The organism is Bradyrhizobium sp. USDA 4454, assembly GCF_054822705.1.
Genome location: NZ_JBTRCN010000001.1, coordinates 1,185,353 through 1,201,157, shown reverse-complemented (window position 1 = coordinate 1,201,157; position 15,805 = coordinate 1,185,353). Strand labels below are relative to the sequence as shown.

The window sequence follows — 15,805 nt, the reverse complement described above, 5'->3', positions numbered from 1 at the left end:
CAGTCCGGATTCTGTGTCGTCTTTTCGGGCGCGCCGAAGCCGCCATCGGACCGCGCTTTTTGCGCAGACCGGTGGGCTAACCCACCATAGGAAGCATCGCGATGCCGCTCAGGTCGTTCGCACCTTGGATGACTTCGCGGTCTTTGCGCGTTTCACCGCGGCGCGATCGGCGTGCGATGCGTGGCGGCTGCGCGTCTTCGCGTCCCGCGCCGCCTGCCGCGTTTTGTCGCCACCGCGGTGAGCGGCATATTCCTTGCCATCGATCGGCGCCAGATGAGGCGGGTCAAAATCGAGATAGGGGCGCGCGACGCCAAACTCCTTGCCGTGCGCGTCGATCCATTTCCAGAGCCTTTCGGACGATTTCCAACGGCCGTCGCGCGTCGCACCGTCGATGCTGACGATGTCGGCCGCGAGCCCATGGCCGTAGCCGCCACGGAAGCTGCCGCCGTGATACGACTTATTGCTGGCCGCCTTGAGCCCGCTTGCAATCGACTGGCGATAGTCATCGCGGAAGGCGCTGGTGATGCCGGGCGACAGTCCGGCCTGTTCCGCCGCCAGAAGCGCACGAAAGAGCTTCAGCTTGAAGCTCCGATCAACGCCTCCGATGACGTAGTCCATCATCGGCATGCCGACCCTTTCGGCCGCCTTGGTGTCCTTCCAGGCGAAATCCTCATCGACAAGCCTGGTGAAGGTTCTGGTGACCGTCACCATTTTCTTTTTTCTCTTGATCGTCACCTGCCTCTGCTCAGGCACCTTGATGGTGTCTTCCTTGGGCGTCCTTTGATAGAGCGCCCAGAGGTAGCGATCGATGCAGACATTGATGTCCCAGCACTCGTCGAGGATTTCGACGGAGTCCACCGCGGGCTTGACCACGCGAGGCTGCGGATCCGGCGTGTGCGCTGCCGGCGCCTGCAGCGGCTGAATGTCCGGCGGCAGCGCCGGATCGGTCAATGCGGCCTCGACGACAGGTTCCGTCTCGCGCACGGTCGGCGCGGCAGGGGCAGTCGCCACCACTTCCTGTTCACTCATGGTCGGAGCACGAGGGCCCTCGGCGGCGTTCGACGTGGCCGTCGCCAGCGATGTCACCGATACGCCATCGGCGACGACAGCGGGTGCGCGGGATTCATCAACCGATGCAACGGTGACGGACGCATCGGTGACTGACGCGCCGATCTTCTCGATACCGGCCGAACCGAACGCCGCAAACCACGAGACAATGCAGCCCGACAGAACGACCGTCCCGCCCAACGTCGCCGCCCGCACCCGCCGCAAGTTCATCATCCCAGCCTCCACGGGCTCCTCGGGAGCCAGATTGCAAGCATGTGACGATGCGATCATCCGCTCAGGGCGTGGTCGCGCAATGGCAAAAGACGGTTAACGATCCATCTTTCCGGACGATGTTGCCCGAATGCAACTCGCGCCCGACCCCTATTTTCGCCCCCTCTTCAGCGCCGTCTCGATCAGCGAGCGCGCGGCTTCGCCCGCGGTTTCCATGTAGCTGGCGTCGCGATGCAGCAGCACGACGGCGAATGAGCCGTCCAGCAGCAGCAGGATCTGCCGCGCCAGTGTCAGCGGATCGGCGATTCCCTGCTCGGCGAAGGTCGCGCGCAGCCAGTCCTCGAACTTCTTCTTGTGCGCGGCGCCGATTTTGATCGCGGGATGGCCGGGCATGTTGGCGAGTTCAGCCGAGGTGCGCAGGAAGCCGCAGCCCTTCCACTTCGGATGCCGCGCCGAGCGCGCCAGATTCCCAAAGATCGCCTCGACCTTTGCCGGCACGCCGCCCTCGGCCTCCGCGAACCACTTCCGGAACAGCGTCAGATTTGGCTGGTCGCGCGCGGCGAGATAGGCGGCGACCAGATCGTCCTTGCTCTTGAAGTGATAATACAGCGTGCGCTTGGTAAGGCCGGCCTTGGCGGCGACCTCGTCGACGCTGACGCGGCGGATGCCTTCACTGTAGAACAGCGAATTCGCCGCCTGGACGATGCGCGCGCGGGTGGGTTCGGAGGGTCTGGGCATGCTTCGTATGTATACTAACCAGTGAATATACACAAATTGCAGCCTGCCCTACATTCGGCCCCGCGATACGCCAATGCTGGAGACTGCATCATGCCCGCCCCCATCCTGCTCGACACCCAAGACGGGATCGCCCTGATCACCCTGAATCGTCCCGAGCAACTCAACGCGCTGAACTACGCGCTGATCGACGCGCTGGTGGCGGCGCTCGACCGCATCGAGGGCGATGCCGCGGTGCGCGCCGTGATCCTGACCGGCGCCGGCGAGCGGGCGTTCTCGGCGGGCGCCGACATCAAGGAATTCTCCGAGAGCGTCAAGCAGGGCGCCGCCGTCGCGGTGCGCGACTTCGTCCGCCGCGGACAAGCCATGACCGCGCGGCTCGAGGCGTTCAAGAAGCCCGTGATCGCCGCGGTCAACGGGATCGCTTTCGGCGGCGGCTGCGAGATCACCGAAGCCGTGCATCTCGCCATCGCCAGCGACCGCGCGCTGTTTGCAAAGCCCGAGATCAAGCTCGGCATGCCGCCGACCTTCGGCGGCACGCAACGGCTGCCGCGGCTGGCTGGACGCAAGCGTGGCCTGGAATTACTGCTGGCGGGCGATCCGTTCCCGCCCGAGCATGCGCGCGAGATCGGCCTGGTCAACCAGATCGTGCCGCACGATCAGTTGCTGGCGGCCGCGCGCGAACTCGCCGGCCGCATCACCAGGCACTCGCCCGGCTCCGTCGCCGGCACCATCACCGCGGTGACCCGCGGGCTCAACATGCCGATCGCCGAGGGCCTCCTGGTCGAGAGCGAACAGTTTGCCGCACTGGTGCCGAGCCGCGATCTCGCCGAGGGGCTTGCGGCCTGGAAGGAGCGGCGGCCGGCGAAATATGTTGGGGCGTAAGGCGCTGGTTCCGCAGCCGCGAATCCGTACGGTGGGCAAAGGAGCGTAGCGACGTGCCCACCGTCACGAGCCGTGCAAGGATGGTGGGCACGCTGTCGCTTTGCCCACCCTACACTCCCCGCAACAGGCTACCGCACCACGGCCGCGGTCTGCCCGAACAGCAGCTTGCGCTCTTCCTCGGTGCGAATCGCGGGCTGGCCGAAATTCGGGTTGACCTCCTTCGCCTTGGCATAGGCGCGCTCGGTCGCCGGGCGCTTGCCGATGGTCTCCAGCCAGCGCTTCAGATGCGGGAAGTCATCGATGTTCTGGCCCTGGTTCTTGTAGGGCACGACCCAGGGATAGCTCGCCATGTCGGCGATCGAATAGTCGCCGGCGATGAATTCGCGGTCGGCCAGCCGCTTGTTGAGCACGCCGTAGAGCCGGTTGGTCTCGTTGACATAGCGGTCGATCGCGTAAGGCAGCTTCTCGACCGCGTAGTTGCGGAAGTGATGGTTCTGCCCGGCCATCGGCCCGAGCCCGCCCATCTGCCAGAACGTCCACTGGATCGCGTCATAGCGGCCGTAGAGATCCGCAGGCAGGAATTGTCCGGTCTTCTCGGCGAGATAGAGCAGGATCGCGCCGGACTCGAACAGGGAGATCGGCTTGCCGCCGCCCTTCGGCGCATGATCGACGATCGCCGGGATGCGGTTGTTCGGCGCGACCTTCAGGAAGTCCGGCTTGAACTGATCGCCCTTGCCGATGTTCACCGGGAAAATCTTGTATTCGAGCCCGGTCTCCTCGAGGAATATCGTGATCTTGTGACCGTTCGGCGTGGACCAGTAGTGGAGATCGATCATGGGCGTGATCCTGCATGTCAATGATGCCGGCGCATCGGCGAGACCGATGCGCGAGAAAGATGCGATTGCATTGACTTGGGCGCATAACCGCAGCCAAGTCAATGGCGCGCGCATTGCACCGCGCGCGAATGTGATCTGCAAACAACGCAAGCGCCCGATTGAGCCCCGCCCCGATTGCACCTAGGCTCCGCATGCTTCTTGCTTAAGAAATTTCAGAACATGGGGGATTCTCATGACGAGAGATTTGGCACGACGTGATTTCCTGAAAGGTACCGCGGCGATCGCCGGCGCTGCGGCCGCGGGCGCATTCTCCTGCGTCGAGATCGCGAGCGCGGCACCGATCGAGGTGCCGACGGTCGACAAGCTCTCGATCCGCGTGCTGGTCGATTCCAGCTTCGACCTGTTCCTGCGGCCAAAGCAGGCGCACGGCGTCTCGATCGCGCCGGCGGCGCGCGGCGCCGACTTCCGCAAATCGCTGCACAACGAATGGGGCCTGTCGCTGTGGCTGGAATCGGAGGCCGCTGGCCAGCAGCGCAGCCTGATGCTGGATTATGGCTATACGCCCGACGTGCTGCTCAACAACATGGAGCTCGTCGGCGTCGATCCGTCGAAGCTCGACGCGCTGATCGTGAGCCACGGACACTACGATCATTTCGGCGGCCTCAACGGCTTCCTCGACAGGTTCCGCGACAAACTGCCGGCCGACGTCAAGCTCTATGCTGGCGGCGAGGACAATTTCTGCCACCGCGTCAACGCGACCCCGACCAAGGGCCAGTTCACCGATTTCGGTACGCTGGACCGCCGCCAGCTCGCCGCGCAGCGCGTCACCACGGTGCTGTGCGAGACACCGACGGTGATCGCAGGCCACGCCTTCACCACCGGCAAGATCACCCGCCGCAGCATCGAGCGCGTGCTGCCGCAGACCTGGGTCGAGTTCGGCATCAAGGACGGGCTCGGCTGCAATTCCAGCCACTATCTGCCGGCCGAGCTGGACGGCAAGATCGTGCCCGACGAGCACATCCACGAGCATGCGACCTGCTTCAACGTGCGGGATTTCGGCCTGGTCGTGATCTCGTCCTGCGGCCATGTCGGCATCGTCAATTCGGTGAAGCAGGCACAGGAGGTCTCAGGCATCCAGAAGGTGCATGCGATCGTCGGCGGCTTCCATCTCGGCCCGGCGCCGAAGGACTATCTCACCGAGGTGGTGGCCGAGATCAAGAAGCTCGATCCCGACGTGCTGATCCCGATGCATTGCTCTGGCCTCAACTTCGTGCAGGAGGCGACCGCGCAGATGGGCGACAAGGTGCTGGTCACGACAACCGGCAGCCGGCTCTCCTTCGGCATATGATCGCGCCGATGCTGCGCGCTATCGCATGCGCCGGCGCCGGCCTGTGGCTGACGCTGGCGGCGGCGCTGGCCGGCGACACGCCGACGCAATCGGCGCGCTCGGCCGCCGAGATCATGGACATATTGATGTGGAACAGGGAGCCGGTCGGCGGCCCTTTCACGCTGACCGATCAGGCCGGCCACGTGCACACCGACAAGGATTTCCGCGGCAAACTGATGCTGGTCTATTTCGGCTTCACCACTTGCCCCGACGTCTGCCCGACCGATCTGCAGGCGATCGGGCTCGCGCTCGACAAGCTCGGCCCCGACGGCGATCAGGTGCAGCCGATCTTCATCACGGTCGATCCGGAGCGCGACACCACTGCGCATCTCGCCGACTATGTGCCGATGTTTCATCCACGGCTGATCGGGTTGACCGGCAGCCGTGAAGCGATCCGCACGATCGCCGATGCCTACAAGGTCTATTACGCCCGAGTGCCGCTCGAGGGCGCCGGCGACTACACCGTCGATCACACCGCCTACATCTACCTGATGGACCGCGACGGCAATTATCTCGGCTTCTTCCCGCCGGGCACCTCGGCCGACCGCCTGGTCGAGATCATCCGGCCGAGACTCGAGCACTGACGGTAAGGATCGGCCGCTCGATCGGTCCACCTCTCCCCTTGTGGGAGAGGTCGGATCGCATCGCAAGATGCGGTCCGGGTGAGGGGTTACGGTCTCTCGTGGGACGTGCCTCCCTCACCCGGCGCTTCGCGCCGACCTCTCCCCGATGGGGAGAGGTGACGAATGCACCGCCTCCGCGGCCTCAATGCATCCGCCCATGCGCGCGCAAAAACGTCTCGCCGCTTTCGGTCACCATCACCCGCATGCCCTCGACCGAGGGACGGCGCGCGACATAGCCGCGGTCGACCGCGTCTTCCCAGATCGTCAGCCGCGGGCATGAGGTGCGCCAGACCTCGAGCACTTCGGCATAGGGCCGCGGCTCGCGCGCGACCCATTCGACGAGATCAAGCACCAGGGCGTCTGACGTTTCGGTCATGTGGTCCTCTCCGATCATTCCGCTCCGACTTCCCCTTCTCCCCGCTTGCGGGGAGAAGGTCGGGATGAGGGGGAGTCTCCGCAAGGGAGGTGCAGTGGGACTCGCGGAGACTCCCCCCTCACCCGGCGCTTCGCGCCGACCTCTCCCCGCAAGCGGGGCGAGGTGAAATCGCACTCGGATTAGACACGGGCCACCGCTGCATATTTCTGCGCCGCTTGGCCTCTTCCCGCAAACTGAGTTATCTTGCCCTTGCATCAGTTTTCCTGAGGGTTCATGCGGCGGCTGCTCTTTCTCAACGGCATCAAGGCATTCGAGGCCGCGGCGCGAACCGGCAGCTTCGCGGCCGCAGGCAGCGAGCTCAACGTCTCGGCCGCCGCGATCAGCCGGATGGTGCATCTGTTGGAAGAGCGGCTCGGCGTCGCGCTGTTCGAGCGCAAGGCCAACCGCCTCGTCACCACACAGGCTGGACGCGCCTATCAGAGCGGGCTGACGCCGATCTTCGATGCGCTGGCGAGCCTCACCGCGCAGGTCACAGCGTCGGCCAGCGCGCGGGTGCTGACCGTCGGCGTCGGGCCGACATTCGCGATGAAATGGATGATCCCGCATCTCGCCGAGTTCCGCAAAGCCGAGCCCGATATCGAGGTGCGGATCACGACCGGCGGCATGGCGGTGCCGTTCGCCGACGACTGGAGCTGCGGCATCCAGCTCGGCGACGGCGAGTGGCCGGGCCTGGTCGCCGAGCCGCTGTTCGCCGCCGACCTGATGCCGGTCTGCACAGCGCGGCTCGCCGGCACCTTGAAGCGCCCCGCCGATCTCAAGGGGCCGAGCCTGATCCGCGTCGCGCATTCGCCCGACGACTGGCCATCCTGGCTGAAGGCCGCGGGCGTGCCGCGGCTGACCGCGCGCGGGTCGGAATTCCAGTTCTACGGCCAGGCGCTGCAGGCGGCCAGCGACGGGCTCGGCATCGCGATGGGCATCCGGCCCTATATCGATGACGATCTCGCCGCCGGCCGGCTGGTGGCGCCGTTTGCGCTCAGCGTGCCGAAGGGGATGCGCTGGTATCTGGTCTATCGCGGCTTTCACGCCGAGCAGCGCGACTTCGCCGCGTTCCGGCGCTGGATCATCCGCGCCGCCGCCGAACCCGCCGCTCGCCGCAAGGGAGCGCGCAGTGCCTGACGAGACCATCGACACGCTGGTGATCGGCGGTGGCCAGGCCGGCCTCACGATGAGCCATCGGCTGAAGCAGCGCGGGATCGGCCATCTGGTGCTGGAGCGGCGGCGGATCGCCGAGCGCTGGCGCAGCGAGCGCTGGGACGGATTGATGTTCCAGTTTCCGAACTGGTCGGTGCGGCTGCCGGAGTTTGCGTTTCCGCACGGCGATCCCGACCGCTTCTCGGACACCGCGGCCATCATCGCCTTCATCGAAGCCTATGCCGCCTTCGTCGCGCCGCCGCTTCGCTGCGGTGCCGAGGTCACGAGGCTACGCCGCGACGGCGCCGGCTTCGTTGCCGAAATGGCCGGCGGCAGCATCCATGCTCGCAACGTCGTGGTCGCCACCGGCCCCTATCAGCGGCCGCTGCGGCCGGCGCTGCTGCGCGATCACCCCGGCCTGTTTCAGGTCCATGCCAGCGCTTACAAAAATCCCGCGCAATTGCCCGATGGTGCGGTGCTGGTGGTCGGCGCTGGCGCCTCGGGCGCACAGATCACCGACGAGCTGATGCGCGCCGGCCGCCGCGTCTTCCTCTCGGTCGGCCGTCACAACCGGCTGCCGCGCCGCTATCGCGGGCGCGACCTGTTCGGGTGGCTGGCCGCGATGGGCATCGACCAGACGCCGGTCGAGCAACGCGGCCCGACGCGCCTGCTGCGGGTGATCTCGGGCGCTCATGGCGGCCACACCATCGATTTCCGCCGCTTCGCCGCCGATGGCGTGACGCTGCTCGGCCGCATCCTTGCGGCGCGCGACGGCGCGCTCGAGATCGCGCCCGATCTCGCCACCAATATCGCCGATGGCGACGCCTACTACGCGACGTTCCTCGGCATCGTCGACGACTTCGTCGTGGCCCGCGGCCTCGATTTTCCCGACGATCCCCAGGCACGCATGCGCTTGCCCGACCCATCGTGCCTGTCTGCGCCGCTTGCGACGCTCGACCTCCACGCCGAGCGGATCAACTCCGTGATCTGGGCCACCGGCTATGGCCTCGACCTCGACTGGATCAACATACCGGTGCTGGATGCCGACGGCGCACCACGGCACCGCCACGGCGTCTCCGACGTGCCGGGCCTCTATTTTCTCGGCCTGCAATGGCTGTCGAAGATGAGCTCCTCGTTCCTCTCAGGCGTCGGTGACGACGCGGCCGTGCTCGCCGATCACATTGCAGCCCGCGGCTAGGGGACGCAGCTGAGTCAAGTTGAATCGATCGTGCGGCAGACCGCTGTACCTCTCCCCGCTTGCGGGGGAGGTCGTATCGCATCGAAGATGCGATACGGGTGGGGGCTCTTTCCACATCGTGACTCGCGGTGATACTCCCACCCAGCCCTCCCCCGTAAGCGGGAGAGGGAGCGCACCCCGGCCGCTACGCTTTCGAGTATCTTGTCGCGCTCCAGCCCAAAGTTGCTTTGCTCGGAAATAAACCGCGCGATTTGTGATCTGGTTCACAGAGGGCACGGTGCGCCCGTGCTTCCTATGAGAAAGGGCATCCCGAGGTCGCCATGATCTACAGCGGTTTTGAGATCACGTCGTTTGAGGTGGGGAAGGGGCAATGGCACGCCAGGATTCAACGGGTCGATCAAAGGCCGGTCGTCATCGATGGCATGCCGTTTCCGACGCTCGACATCGGCTTTGCGTGGTCCGATCCGGATGCGGCGATCAACGACGCGAAGCGAACTATCGACCGGTTCCCACAACGGTCTGGCATGACATTGCCGGAAGCCAAAGTGTCGGCGTGACCGGCAACGTCGTGATTGCCGCCGTTCCGCAATGCGAGCCGGATCCGGTCTGGCCGGCACAGGTCCGCACCGATTGTCCGGAATGCGCCGCCCAGCTCTCCCTGTTGCGGGTCATCCCGGGCCGTGCTGCCGAGTACTGGACGATGCGCTGCGACGGCTGCGGCGGCATCCATCTCGATATCGTGGACAAGCCGCGGGTGTGAGAGGGTGAAACCTTGTCCTCATCCGCTGTTGTCGTCGCACGGCTTGACCGGGCGGCCCCGTACGCTGCGGCTTATCGGCTCAAGCCGCGATCTCTGGAATACTGGATCACCCACATGCGAGCGGAGCGAGCCTCGAAGGATGAATCGGCCCCGGACGGGCCGTGCATCCTTCGAAACTCGCTACGCGCTCCTCAGAGTCTGACTCATAAATCACCCAACCTTAGCTGCAGCCGCGATTCTGCGGGTCAGGAGCCTGATGTGTGCAATCAGCAGCCAGGCAGCTTCGGTTGCCACCGTCGCCTCGAAGTCCTTGGCGAGACGGCGGCATCTGCCGAACCAAGCGAATGTGCGTTCAACCACCCACCGCCTCGGCAGAAGCTGCAAGCCTTTGACGCCGTGAGGCCGCTCGACGATCTCGATAGTCCATGGACCGCAGTCTGAGAGCGCGTCGAGGAGTTGATTTCCGCGGTAGATCCGGTCGGCAAAGACGTGGCGCAGCCGGGGGAAGTTCATCCGCACGTTCTTCAGCAGCGGTACGGCGCCATGGCAGTCCTGAACGTTGGCCGGATGAACATGAACCCCAAGGAGGAGGCCATTGGTATCCGTCACGATATGCCGCTTGCGGCCGTAGATGCGCTTGCCTGCATCGTAGCCGCGCGGTCCGCCAGCTTGCGTGGTTGGCGCACTTTGACTGTCGATCACGGCTGCCGTCGGCTTCGGTGTCCGTCCAAGCTTTTTTCGCGCCCGTCGGACAAGCACGCTGACAATCCTCTGCCACCGGCCTGTATCCCGCCATCTATAAAAATAGCCCTGCACCGTCGAATAGGGCGGGAACTCCTGCGGCAACGCCCGCCACTGGCAGCCGGTCGAAACGATATAGAGGATCGCTTCGATCACACGACGCAGCTCCGTCTTACGCGGCCGGCCGCGCCGGTTCGCTCGCGGCAACAGGCGTCTGATCACCGCCCACTCCGCATCGGTCATATCGCTTGCATAACGCAGATCGTCCCGCCGATATTGCTCCCGAGTGATCTTGGTCCAGGGCATCGTGCTCTCCCTCGAATCTTTGCAAATCCGATGGAATCACACCCACTGAGATCACTCACCCATTTTTCAGTCAGGCTCTCAGGATGACGGAGGAACGGCATGCCACTGGTTGTTGACAGCTCCACATAAAGGTCGCAGACGGTCGGAGCTTGCTGCCCGAACCGATGGACTGCCCGATGACTGCCTCCGAACAAAAAGTCGTCCTCGTGACCGGCGCCGCGCGCGGCATCGGGCTGGCCGCGGCGAAACGCTTTCTCGCCGACGGCTGGCGCGTCGCGCTGCTCGACATCGAGGCTGAATTGCTGCACGCCGCCGTCGCGGCCTTGAAGCAGCCCGACGACACGTTGGCGCTGACCTGTGACGTATCGGATGCCGCCGGCGTGGCAGCCGCGGTCGCTGCGATCGCAAACCGCTTCGGCCGGCTCGATGCGCTGGTCAACAACGCCGGCACAGCGGTGTTCGCGCCGGTGCTGGAAACTTCGGACGCCGACTGGAGCCGCATCATGGCGGTCAACCTCAACGGCCCGTTCCTTTGCACCAAGGCGGCCGCGCCCCTGATGCGCGAGCATGGCGGCGCGATCGTCAACATCACCTCGATCTCGGCGGTGCGCGCCTCGACGCTGCGCTCGGCCTACGGCACCAGCAAGGCGGGGCTTGCGCATCTCACCAAGCAGCTCGCGGTCGAGCTCGCCTCGCTCGGCATCCGCGTCAACGGCGTGGCACCGGGCCCGGTCGAGACCGCGATGGCGAAAGCCGTGCACACGCCGGAGATCCGCGCCGACTATCACGACGCGATCCCGCTCAACCGCTACGGGCTCGAGGAGGAATTAGCGGAAGCGATCTTCTTCCTGTGCTCGGATCGTGCAAGCTACATCACCGGGCAGATCCTCGCCGTCGACGGCGGCTTCGACGCCGCCGGCATCGGCCTGCCGACCCTGCGCGGCCAGCGGCGCAATGGGTTGCCCTAGCAGCGCATTCGTTCCAACACCGTCACCCTGAGGTGGCCGCTTCTTCAGCGGCCCTCGAAGAGTCGACGGCCCGGCTGGTGGCCGATTCATCCTTCGAGACGCGCTACGCGCTCCTCAGGATGACGGTTGAAATAGGCGGAAAACTCTATCGCCCATTCACGGCAACCACGCGCCAAGCATTCGCCAACCGATCGATCCGCGTCAGCGACAGCGGGTCGATGACGAAGCGCAGCGCGAGCTCCGGTGCGAGCTCGAGCGCGATCGCGAGCACCGCGCGGATGGTGCCGGAGTGCACCACCAGCACCACGTCGCCCGCAGGCAGGCGCGCCAGCCCTGCCCGCGCCCGCGCGATCTGGTCGGCAAAGCTTTCGCCGCGCGGCGGCCGGTTGGTCCCCGGCGCATTCCAGAACGCGCGATAGGCCGCGCCGAGCTCGGCCTCGATCTCGCTGTGGCGACGGTCGGTCCAGTCGCCGAAATCCTGTTCGCGGAAGGCGTCGTCCTCAGTTGCCGCGAGGCCGAGCGTTGCTGCGGTCTCACGCGTGCGGCGCGCCGGGCTGCAAACTGCAAGCGCGCCGCTCGGCAGCCGCGCCTGCAACGCGGCGAATGCCGCAGCATCGCCGAGGTCCGCCGGCGCATCCGGCGGATGGATCACGCCGCGCGGTCCGTCGACCGGCGCGTGGCGGATCAGCCAGAAGCGGGTTTCACGATCCATCACGGCTTACCCAAATCGCGCCGCGAGCAGCACCAGGATCGCAGTCTCTGCGACCTGCTCGGCGCCGCCAAGCACATCGCCCGTTTGCCCACCGATCTGCCGCTTTGCCACCAGCGCCATGATCAGCGCGCTCGCACCGGCCATGATCGCTGCCAACAGCGCACTGCTGAACGGCAGCGCTACGATAGCGATCACGAGCGCGAGACCTGCTGCGACCACGGCAATCATGCCGTCAGGCCGGCCGGCATTGGCTGCAAGCCCATCCGCGCGCGCATAGGGCAGGCTGATCGCGATCCATGGCAGCACGCCGCGGCCGAGCGCATGCGCCGCGATCAGGCCCTGCACCACCATGCCACCGGGGAGTGCCGCCAGCGCCGCGAGCTTGGTGGCAAAGCTCACAAGCAGCGCCAGCGCGCCATAGGTGCCGAGCCGGCTGTCGCGCATGATCGCAAGCTTGGCCGCGACATCGCGGCCGCCGCCGAACCCGTCGGCGACATCGGCGAGCCCATCCTCATGCAATGCCCCGGTCAGCAGCGCGCCGCCGCCGAGCGCGAGCGCCGCCGCGGCAAGGTCCGGCACGCCGATCGTCCGCAGCAGCAGGCAGACCAGGCCGATCGCAGCGCCAATGCCGGCCCCGACCAGCGGAAACAGCCGCTGCGCCCGCGCAAAGCTCTCCGGCCGCGCGCCGTCCGGATGCGGCATCGGCAGCCGGGTCAGAAAGGCGATCGCGGTCCTGAGATCGTCGAGCAATTCACGCATGGTCGCGGTCCTGGAATTGAGCTAAAGCGCGCTGAGATCGGGCTGAATCTCACCGCGCTTGAGCTTCTTGTTTGAGCACGATCCGTTCGGAAAACCGCTTCACACTTTTCCGGATGGTGCTTTAGCTTGCGGCCCGCTCGACGAGGGAATCGCATGCAGTTCAGTACTCTAGACGACATCCGCAGCTTTTGTCGCGACCTGCCCCGGGGCGACGAGGCCAGTGCCGCGGCCGCTACGGTTCGCCAGCAGAACCTGACCAAGCCGCCGGGCAGCCTCGGCCGGCTGGAAGAGGTTGCGATCTGGCTGGCGCGCTGGCAGCAGCGCGAGATCCCCCTGCTCGACAAGGTCACGATTGCGGTGTTCGCCGGCAATCACGGCATCGCCGAGCGCGGCGTTTCCGCCTTTCCCGCCGAAGTCACCGCGCAGATGGTCGCGAACTTCGCCGCGGGGGGCGCTGCGATCAACCAGATCGCAAAGCTCGCCGGCGCCGAGCTGCGCGTCGAGCCGCTCGAGCTCAAGCGCCCGACCCGCGATTTCACGATGGCGCCCGCGATGGACGGCGCCGATTTCCTCGTCGCGTTCGACACCGGCTGGCGCACGGTGCCGGAGCAATGCGACCTGCTGGTGGTCGGCGAGATGGGCATCGCCAACACCACGGTCGCTGCAACGCTGTGCGCGGCGTTGATGGGCGGGCGCGGCGCGCGCTGGGCCGGCCGCGGCACCGGCGTCGACGATGCCGGCCTGCTGCGCAAGCGCACCACGATCGATACCGCGCTCAAGATGCATCGTAACCTGCTCGATGATCCGCTCGCGGTCGCGGTCGCGCTCGGCGGGCGCGAGCTTGCGGCGATCGCCGGTGCCGTGCTGGCGGCGCGCGCAAGGTCCATCCCGGTGCTGCTCGACGGCTTCGTGGCGACATCGGCGGTGCTGCCGCTGGCGCGGCTTGCGCCCGGCGGTCTCGCGCATTGCCGCGCCGGGCATGTGTCGGCCGAACTCGGCCACCGCGAATTGCTGCGCGAGCTTGGGCTCGCGCCCCTGCTCGATCTCGAGATGCGGCTCGGCGAAGCCTCCGGCGCCGGAATTGCGATCCTGCTGCTGCGCGCCGCGCTCGCCTGTCACGGGGGCATGGCGACCTTTGCCGAGGCCGGCGTCTCCAGCAAAGGCTGACAAACTCTCGCCGCATGCGTTAGCCTAACTGGAGCCGGCAACGGAAGGAACGGCCGCATGCGCATCGGGGCGATCTGGACGATCTCGACGATCTTGGGATTGGCGGCGCTGTTCGCCAGTATCTCCTCCGCACAAGCCGATGTTCGTATCCTCGCGAGCCCCGGCGGGCAAGTCGGCCCGTTCATCGACCTGTTCGACAAGGTGCGCGAGTCCGGCGAGCGCGTGGTGATCGACGGGCCATGCCTCTCGGCCTGCACGCTGGTGCTTTCGATGGTGCCAAGCAACCGCATCTGCGTGACGCGGCGCGCCGTGCTCGGCTTCCACGCCGCGCGCTCGATCGACCAGCGCGGCCGGACCTATGCCGAGCCGGAAGCGTCCGAGGCGGTGCTGGCCGCTTACCCTCCGCCGGTGCGCGGCTGGATCGTGCGCCGCGGCGGCCTGACCTCACACCTGCTGCTGCTGCGCGGCCGCGACCTCACGGCAATCTATCCGCGGTGCAGGTAGGCTATGTGGGTCTCGTAGGGTGGGTTAGCGAAGCGTCACCCACCGTCTTTGGTCCGCGTGACCGGCGGCGGGTCACGGCTTCGCCTAACCCGCCCTACGATTCTGACTTTGATCCGCGACCTACATCTGCGCCGGGCAGTCGTAGCGCGGATGGAGCGAAGCGCAATCCGGTTCTGCCATGCCGGATCGGACGCCCCCGGATTTCGCTGCGCTCCATCCGGGCTACGGTTCTAGCTGCGATCCCGGACTCGTCATCGATCCCGGACCCGTCATCCTGAGGAGCCGCGCAGCAGCGTCTCGAAGGATGCACGGCCCGAATTGTGGCCGTCGACCCTTCGAGACGCGCGCAATGCGCGCTCCTCACGGTAACGGTGGTGGAGTGCGCGACGGACGAAGGTCGCCCTACATCTGCTGCGGGCAGTTCACCATCCAGGGGATGCCGAACTGGTCGAAGCACATGCCGAAGCCGTTGGAGAAGAAGGTCTTGCCGAACGGCATGGTGACGGTGCCGCCTTCCGACAGCGCCTTGAAGCGGCGTTCGGCCTCCGTGGGATCCTCGACCTGCAACGCGACGTGAAAGCCCTGCGGCTTCTGGAAGTGGCCGGGCGGCGCGTCGGAAGCCATGATGATCTCCCCATCGATCGTGAGGCGGGCATGCATGATCTTGTCCTGCCAGCCGGGCGGCGTCTGCATCTCCGCATTGCCCTCGCCATAGGGGAAGGTTTCCTCGATCCGCGCGCCAAGCACCTTCTCGTAGAATTTCAGCGCGGCGCCGCAATTGCCATCGTAGGAGAGATAGGGGTTGACCTGCATGACATACTCCCTGTGATAACTATTTTTCAGTCAGCTTCTTCAGATTGGCGAGACCCGTCTCGAAATCCCTGCCGATCATGTGATCCAGGTTCATGAACACCTGCATCACCTTCGACATGAAGACGGCCGGACCATACATGGTCCATGTGACGCTCGTCGCATCGCCCTGCGGCAGCATTGTGAACTCGGCGGTGTTGTGGCCCTCGAACGGCTTGATGAAGTCGAGCTTGATGACGATCTTCGACGGCGCGGCGGATTGCAGGATCTCCATGCGGCCGGCCCCGACATTCTTGTTGCCGTCCCAGGCATAGGCCGCGCCCTGCCCGCGTCCGGCGCCGCTATAGATGCGCTTCATCGCCGGGTCGCGGTTCTCGTAGGGCGACCAGACCGTCCACTGCCGGAAATCGTCGATCAACGGAAAAATCCGCTCGGCCGGGGCGTTGATGCTGATCGCTCGCGTCACCCGCAAGGTGCTCGGCTTGGTCGCCGCGAGGACGAGAATGACGGCGATCGCGGCCGCGAGGATGACGGCGATAATGGCGATGGTCTCGAACATGATGGTCTCC

Annotated in this window: 20 protein-coding genes; 11 read left to right on the top strand and 9 right to left on the bottom strand. The window is 65.9% G+C overall.

Annotated features, from left to right (window positions below; all coding sequences use genetic code 11):
• Positions 1–108: 108 nt before the first annotated feature.
• Positions 109–1,293: a peptidase M15 gene (locus tag ACVIW0_RS05600; RefSeq protein ID WP_461351433.1), complete on the bottom strand. Its 1,185-nt coding sequence runs from the start codon at positions 1,291–1,293 to the stop codon at positions 109–111.
• 135 nt (positions 1,294–1,428) lie between these two features.
• Positions 1,429–2,016: a TetR/AcrR family transcriptional regulator gene (locus tag ACVIW0_RS05595; RefSeq protein WP_461351432.1), complete on the bottom strand. Its 588-nt coding sequence runs from the start codon at positions 2,014–2,016 to the stop codon at positions 1,429–1,431.
• Between the two features lie 90 nt (positions 2,017–2,106).
• Here ACVIW0_RS05595 and ACVIW0_RS05590 point away from each other — a divergent pair, with 90 nt between their 5' ends.
• Positions 2,107–2,898, top strand: a complete 792-nt coding sequence (locus ACVIW0_RS05590; RefSeq protein WP_461351431.1) for a crotonase/enoyl-CoA hydratase family protein — start codon at positions 2,107–2,109, stop codon at positions 2,896–2,898.
• 128 nt (positions 2,899–3,026) lie between these two features.
• On the opposite strand, the gene ACVIW0_RS05585 is transcribed toward ACVIW0_RS05590, so the two are convergent.
• Complete coding sequence (locus ACVIW0_RS05585; protein WP_461351430.1) at positions 3,027–3,734, bottom strand: glutathione S-transferase N-terminal domain-containing protein; 708 nt, start codon at positions 3,732–3,734, stop codon at positions 3,027–3,029.
• Between ACVIW0_RS05585 and ACVIW0_RS05580 the strand changes: the two genes are divergently transcribed.
• From ACVIW0_RS05580 to ACVIW0_RS05570, 3 genes are read left to right on the top strand one after another with little or no spacing between them, the layout of a single operon-like run.
• Positions 3,733–3,918, top strand: a complete 186-nt coding sequence (locus ACVIW0_RS05580; protein WP_461351429.1) for a hypothetical protein — start codon at positions 3,733–3,735, stop codon at positions 3,916–3,918. The two genes, ACVIW0_RS05585 and ACVIW0_RS05580, sit on opposite strands and share 2 nt — an antisense overlap.
• A gap of 48 nt (positions 3,919–3,966) precedes the next feature.
• Positions 3,967–5,082, top strand: coding sequence for an MBL fold metallo-hydrolase (locus tag ACVIW0_RS05575; protein ID WP_461351428.1), 1,116 nt, complete (start codon positions 3,967–3,969; stop codon positions 5,080–5,082).
• Positions 5,083–5,090: 8 nt separating this feature from the next.
• Positions 5,091–5,705: an SCO family protein gene (locus tag ACVIW0_RS05570; RefSeq protein WP_461351427.1), complete on the top strand. Its 615-nt coding sequence runs from the start codon at positions 5,091–5,093 to the stop codon at positions 5,703–5,705.
• Positions 5,706–5,886: 181 nt separating this feature from the next.
• Here ACVIW0_RS05570 and ACVIW0_RS05565 read toward each other — a convergent pair whose 3' ends face one another.
• Positions 5,887–6,120 (bottom strand): hypothetical protein, encoded by a 234-nt coding sequence (locus ACVIW0_RS05565; protein WP_461351426.1) that lies wholly within the window; start codon positions 6,118–6,120, stop codon positions 5,887–5,889.
• Positions 6,121–6,393: 273 nt separating this feature from the next.
• Between ACVIW0_RS05565 and ACVIW0_RS05560 the strand changes: the two genes are divergently transcribed.
• From ACVIW0_RS05560 to ACVIW0_RS05545, 4 genes are all read left to right on the top strand, one after another.
• Positions 6,394–7,296, top strand: coding sequence for a LysR substrate-binding domain-containing protein (locus ACVIW0_RS05560; protein ID WP_461351425.1), 903 nt, complete (start codon positions 6,394–6,396; stop codon positions 7,294–7,296).
• Complete coding sequence (locus tag ACVIW0_RS05555) at positions 7,289–8,509, top strand: NAD(P)-binding domain-containing protein (protein ID WP_461351424.1); 1,221 nt, start codon at positions 7,289–7,291, stop codon at positions 8,507–8,509. The genes ACVIW0_RS05560 and ACVIW0_RS05555 overlap by 8 nt, the downstream gene beginning before the upstream one ends.
• A 320-nt stretch (positions 8,510–8,829) precedes the next feature.
• On the top strand, positions 8,830–9,066 hold the full coding sequence (locus ACVIW0_RS05550; protein WP_461351423.1) for a hypothetical protein: 237 nt from the start codon (positions 8,830–8,832) through the stop codon (positions 9,064–9,066).
• Positions 9,063–9,269 carry a hypothetical protein gene (locus ACVIW0_RS05545; protein ID WP_461351422.1) on the top strand — a complete coding sequence of 69 codons (207 nt, stop codon included), beginning with the start codon at positions 9,063–9,065 and terminating at the stop codon, positions 9,267–9,269. The genes ACVIW0_RS05550 and ACVIW0_RS05545 overlap by 4 nt, the downstream gene beginning before the upstream one ends.
• Positions 9,270–9,479: 210 nt before the next feature.
• On the opposite strand, the gene ACVIW0_RS05540 is transcribed toward ACVIW0_RS05545, so the two are convergent.
• Positions 9,480–10,316, bottom strand: a complete 837-nt coding sequence (locus ACVIW0_RS05540; RefSeq protein WP_461351421.1) for an IS5 family transposase — start codon at positions 10,314–10,316, stop codon at positions 9,480–9,482.
• A 176-nt stretch (positions 10,317–10,492) separates the two neighbouring features.
• On the opposite strand from ACVIW0_RS05540, the gene ACVIW0_RS05535 reads away from it, so the two are divergent.
• Complete coding sequence (locus ACVIW0_RS05535; RefSeq protein ID WP_461351420.1) at positions 10,493–11,284, top strand: SDR family NAD(P)-dependent oxidoreductase; 792 nt, start codon at positions 10,493–10,495, stop codon at positions 11,282–11,284.
• 145 nt (positions 11,285–11,429) lie between these two features.
• Here the strand turns inward: ACVIW0_RS05535 and ACVIW0_RS05530 are convergent, their stop codons facing one another.
• Positions 11,430–11,996 (bottom strand): histidine phosphatase family protein, encoded by a 567-nt coding sequence (locus ACVIW0_RS05530; RefSeq protein ID WP_461351419.1) that lies wholly within the window; start codon positions 11,994–11,996, stop codon positions 11,430–11,432.
• A gap of 6 nt (positions 11,997–12,002) precedes the next feature.
• The gene (cobS, locus tag ACVIW0_RS05525) at positions 12,003–12,755 is read right to left on the bottom strand and encodes an adenosylcobinamide-GDP ribazoletransferase (protein ID WP_461351418.1); all 753 of its coding nucleotides are present in this window, start codon (positions 12,753–12,755) and stop codon (positions 12,003–12,005) included.
• A gap of 153 nt (positions 12,756–12,908) precedes the next feature.
• Here cobS and cobT point away from each other — a divergent pair, with 153 nt between their 5' ends.
• Together cobT and ACVIW0_RS05515 are read left to right on the top strand one after the other, a co-directional pair.
• A complete protein-coding gene (cobT, locus tag ACVIW0_RS05520; protein ID WP_461351417.1) occupies positions 12,909–13,922 on the top strand; it encodes a nicotinate-nucleotide--dimethylbenzimidazole phosphoribosyltransferase in 1,014 nt (337 codons plus the stop codon).
• A gap of 57 nt (positions 13,923–13,979) precedes the next feature.
• Entirely contained in the window at positions 13,980–14,426 is a 447-nt protein-coding gene (locus ACVIW0_RS05515; RefSeq protein WP_461351416.1) for a hypothetical protein, read from the top strand.
• 402 nt (positions 14,427–14,828) lie between these two features.
• On the opposite strand, the gene ACVIW0_RS05510 is transcribed toward ACVIW0_RS05515, so the two are convergent.
• Both ACVIW0_RS05510 and ACVIW0_RS05505 read right to left on the bottom strand, forming a co-directional pair.
• Positions 14,829–15,239, bottom strand: a complete 411-nt coding sequence (locus tag ACVIW0_RS05510; protein WP_461351415.1) for a VOC family protein — start codon at positions 15,237–15,239, stop codon at positions 14,829–14,831.
• Between the two features lie 19 nt (positions 15,240–15,258).
• Complete coding sequence (locus ACVIW0_RS05505; protein WP_461351414.1) at positions 15,259–15,795, bottom strand: SRPBCC family protein; 537 nt, start codon at positions 15,793–15,795, stop codon at positions 15,259–15,261.
• Between the last annotated feature and the right edge of the window lie 10 nt (positions 15,796–15,805).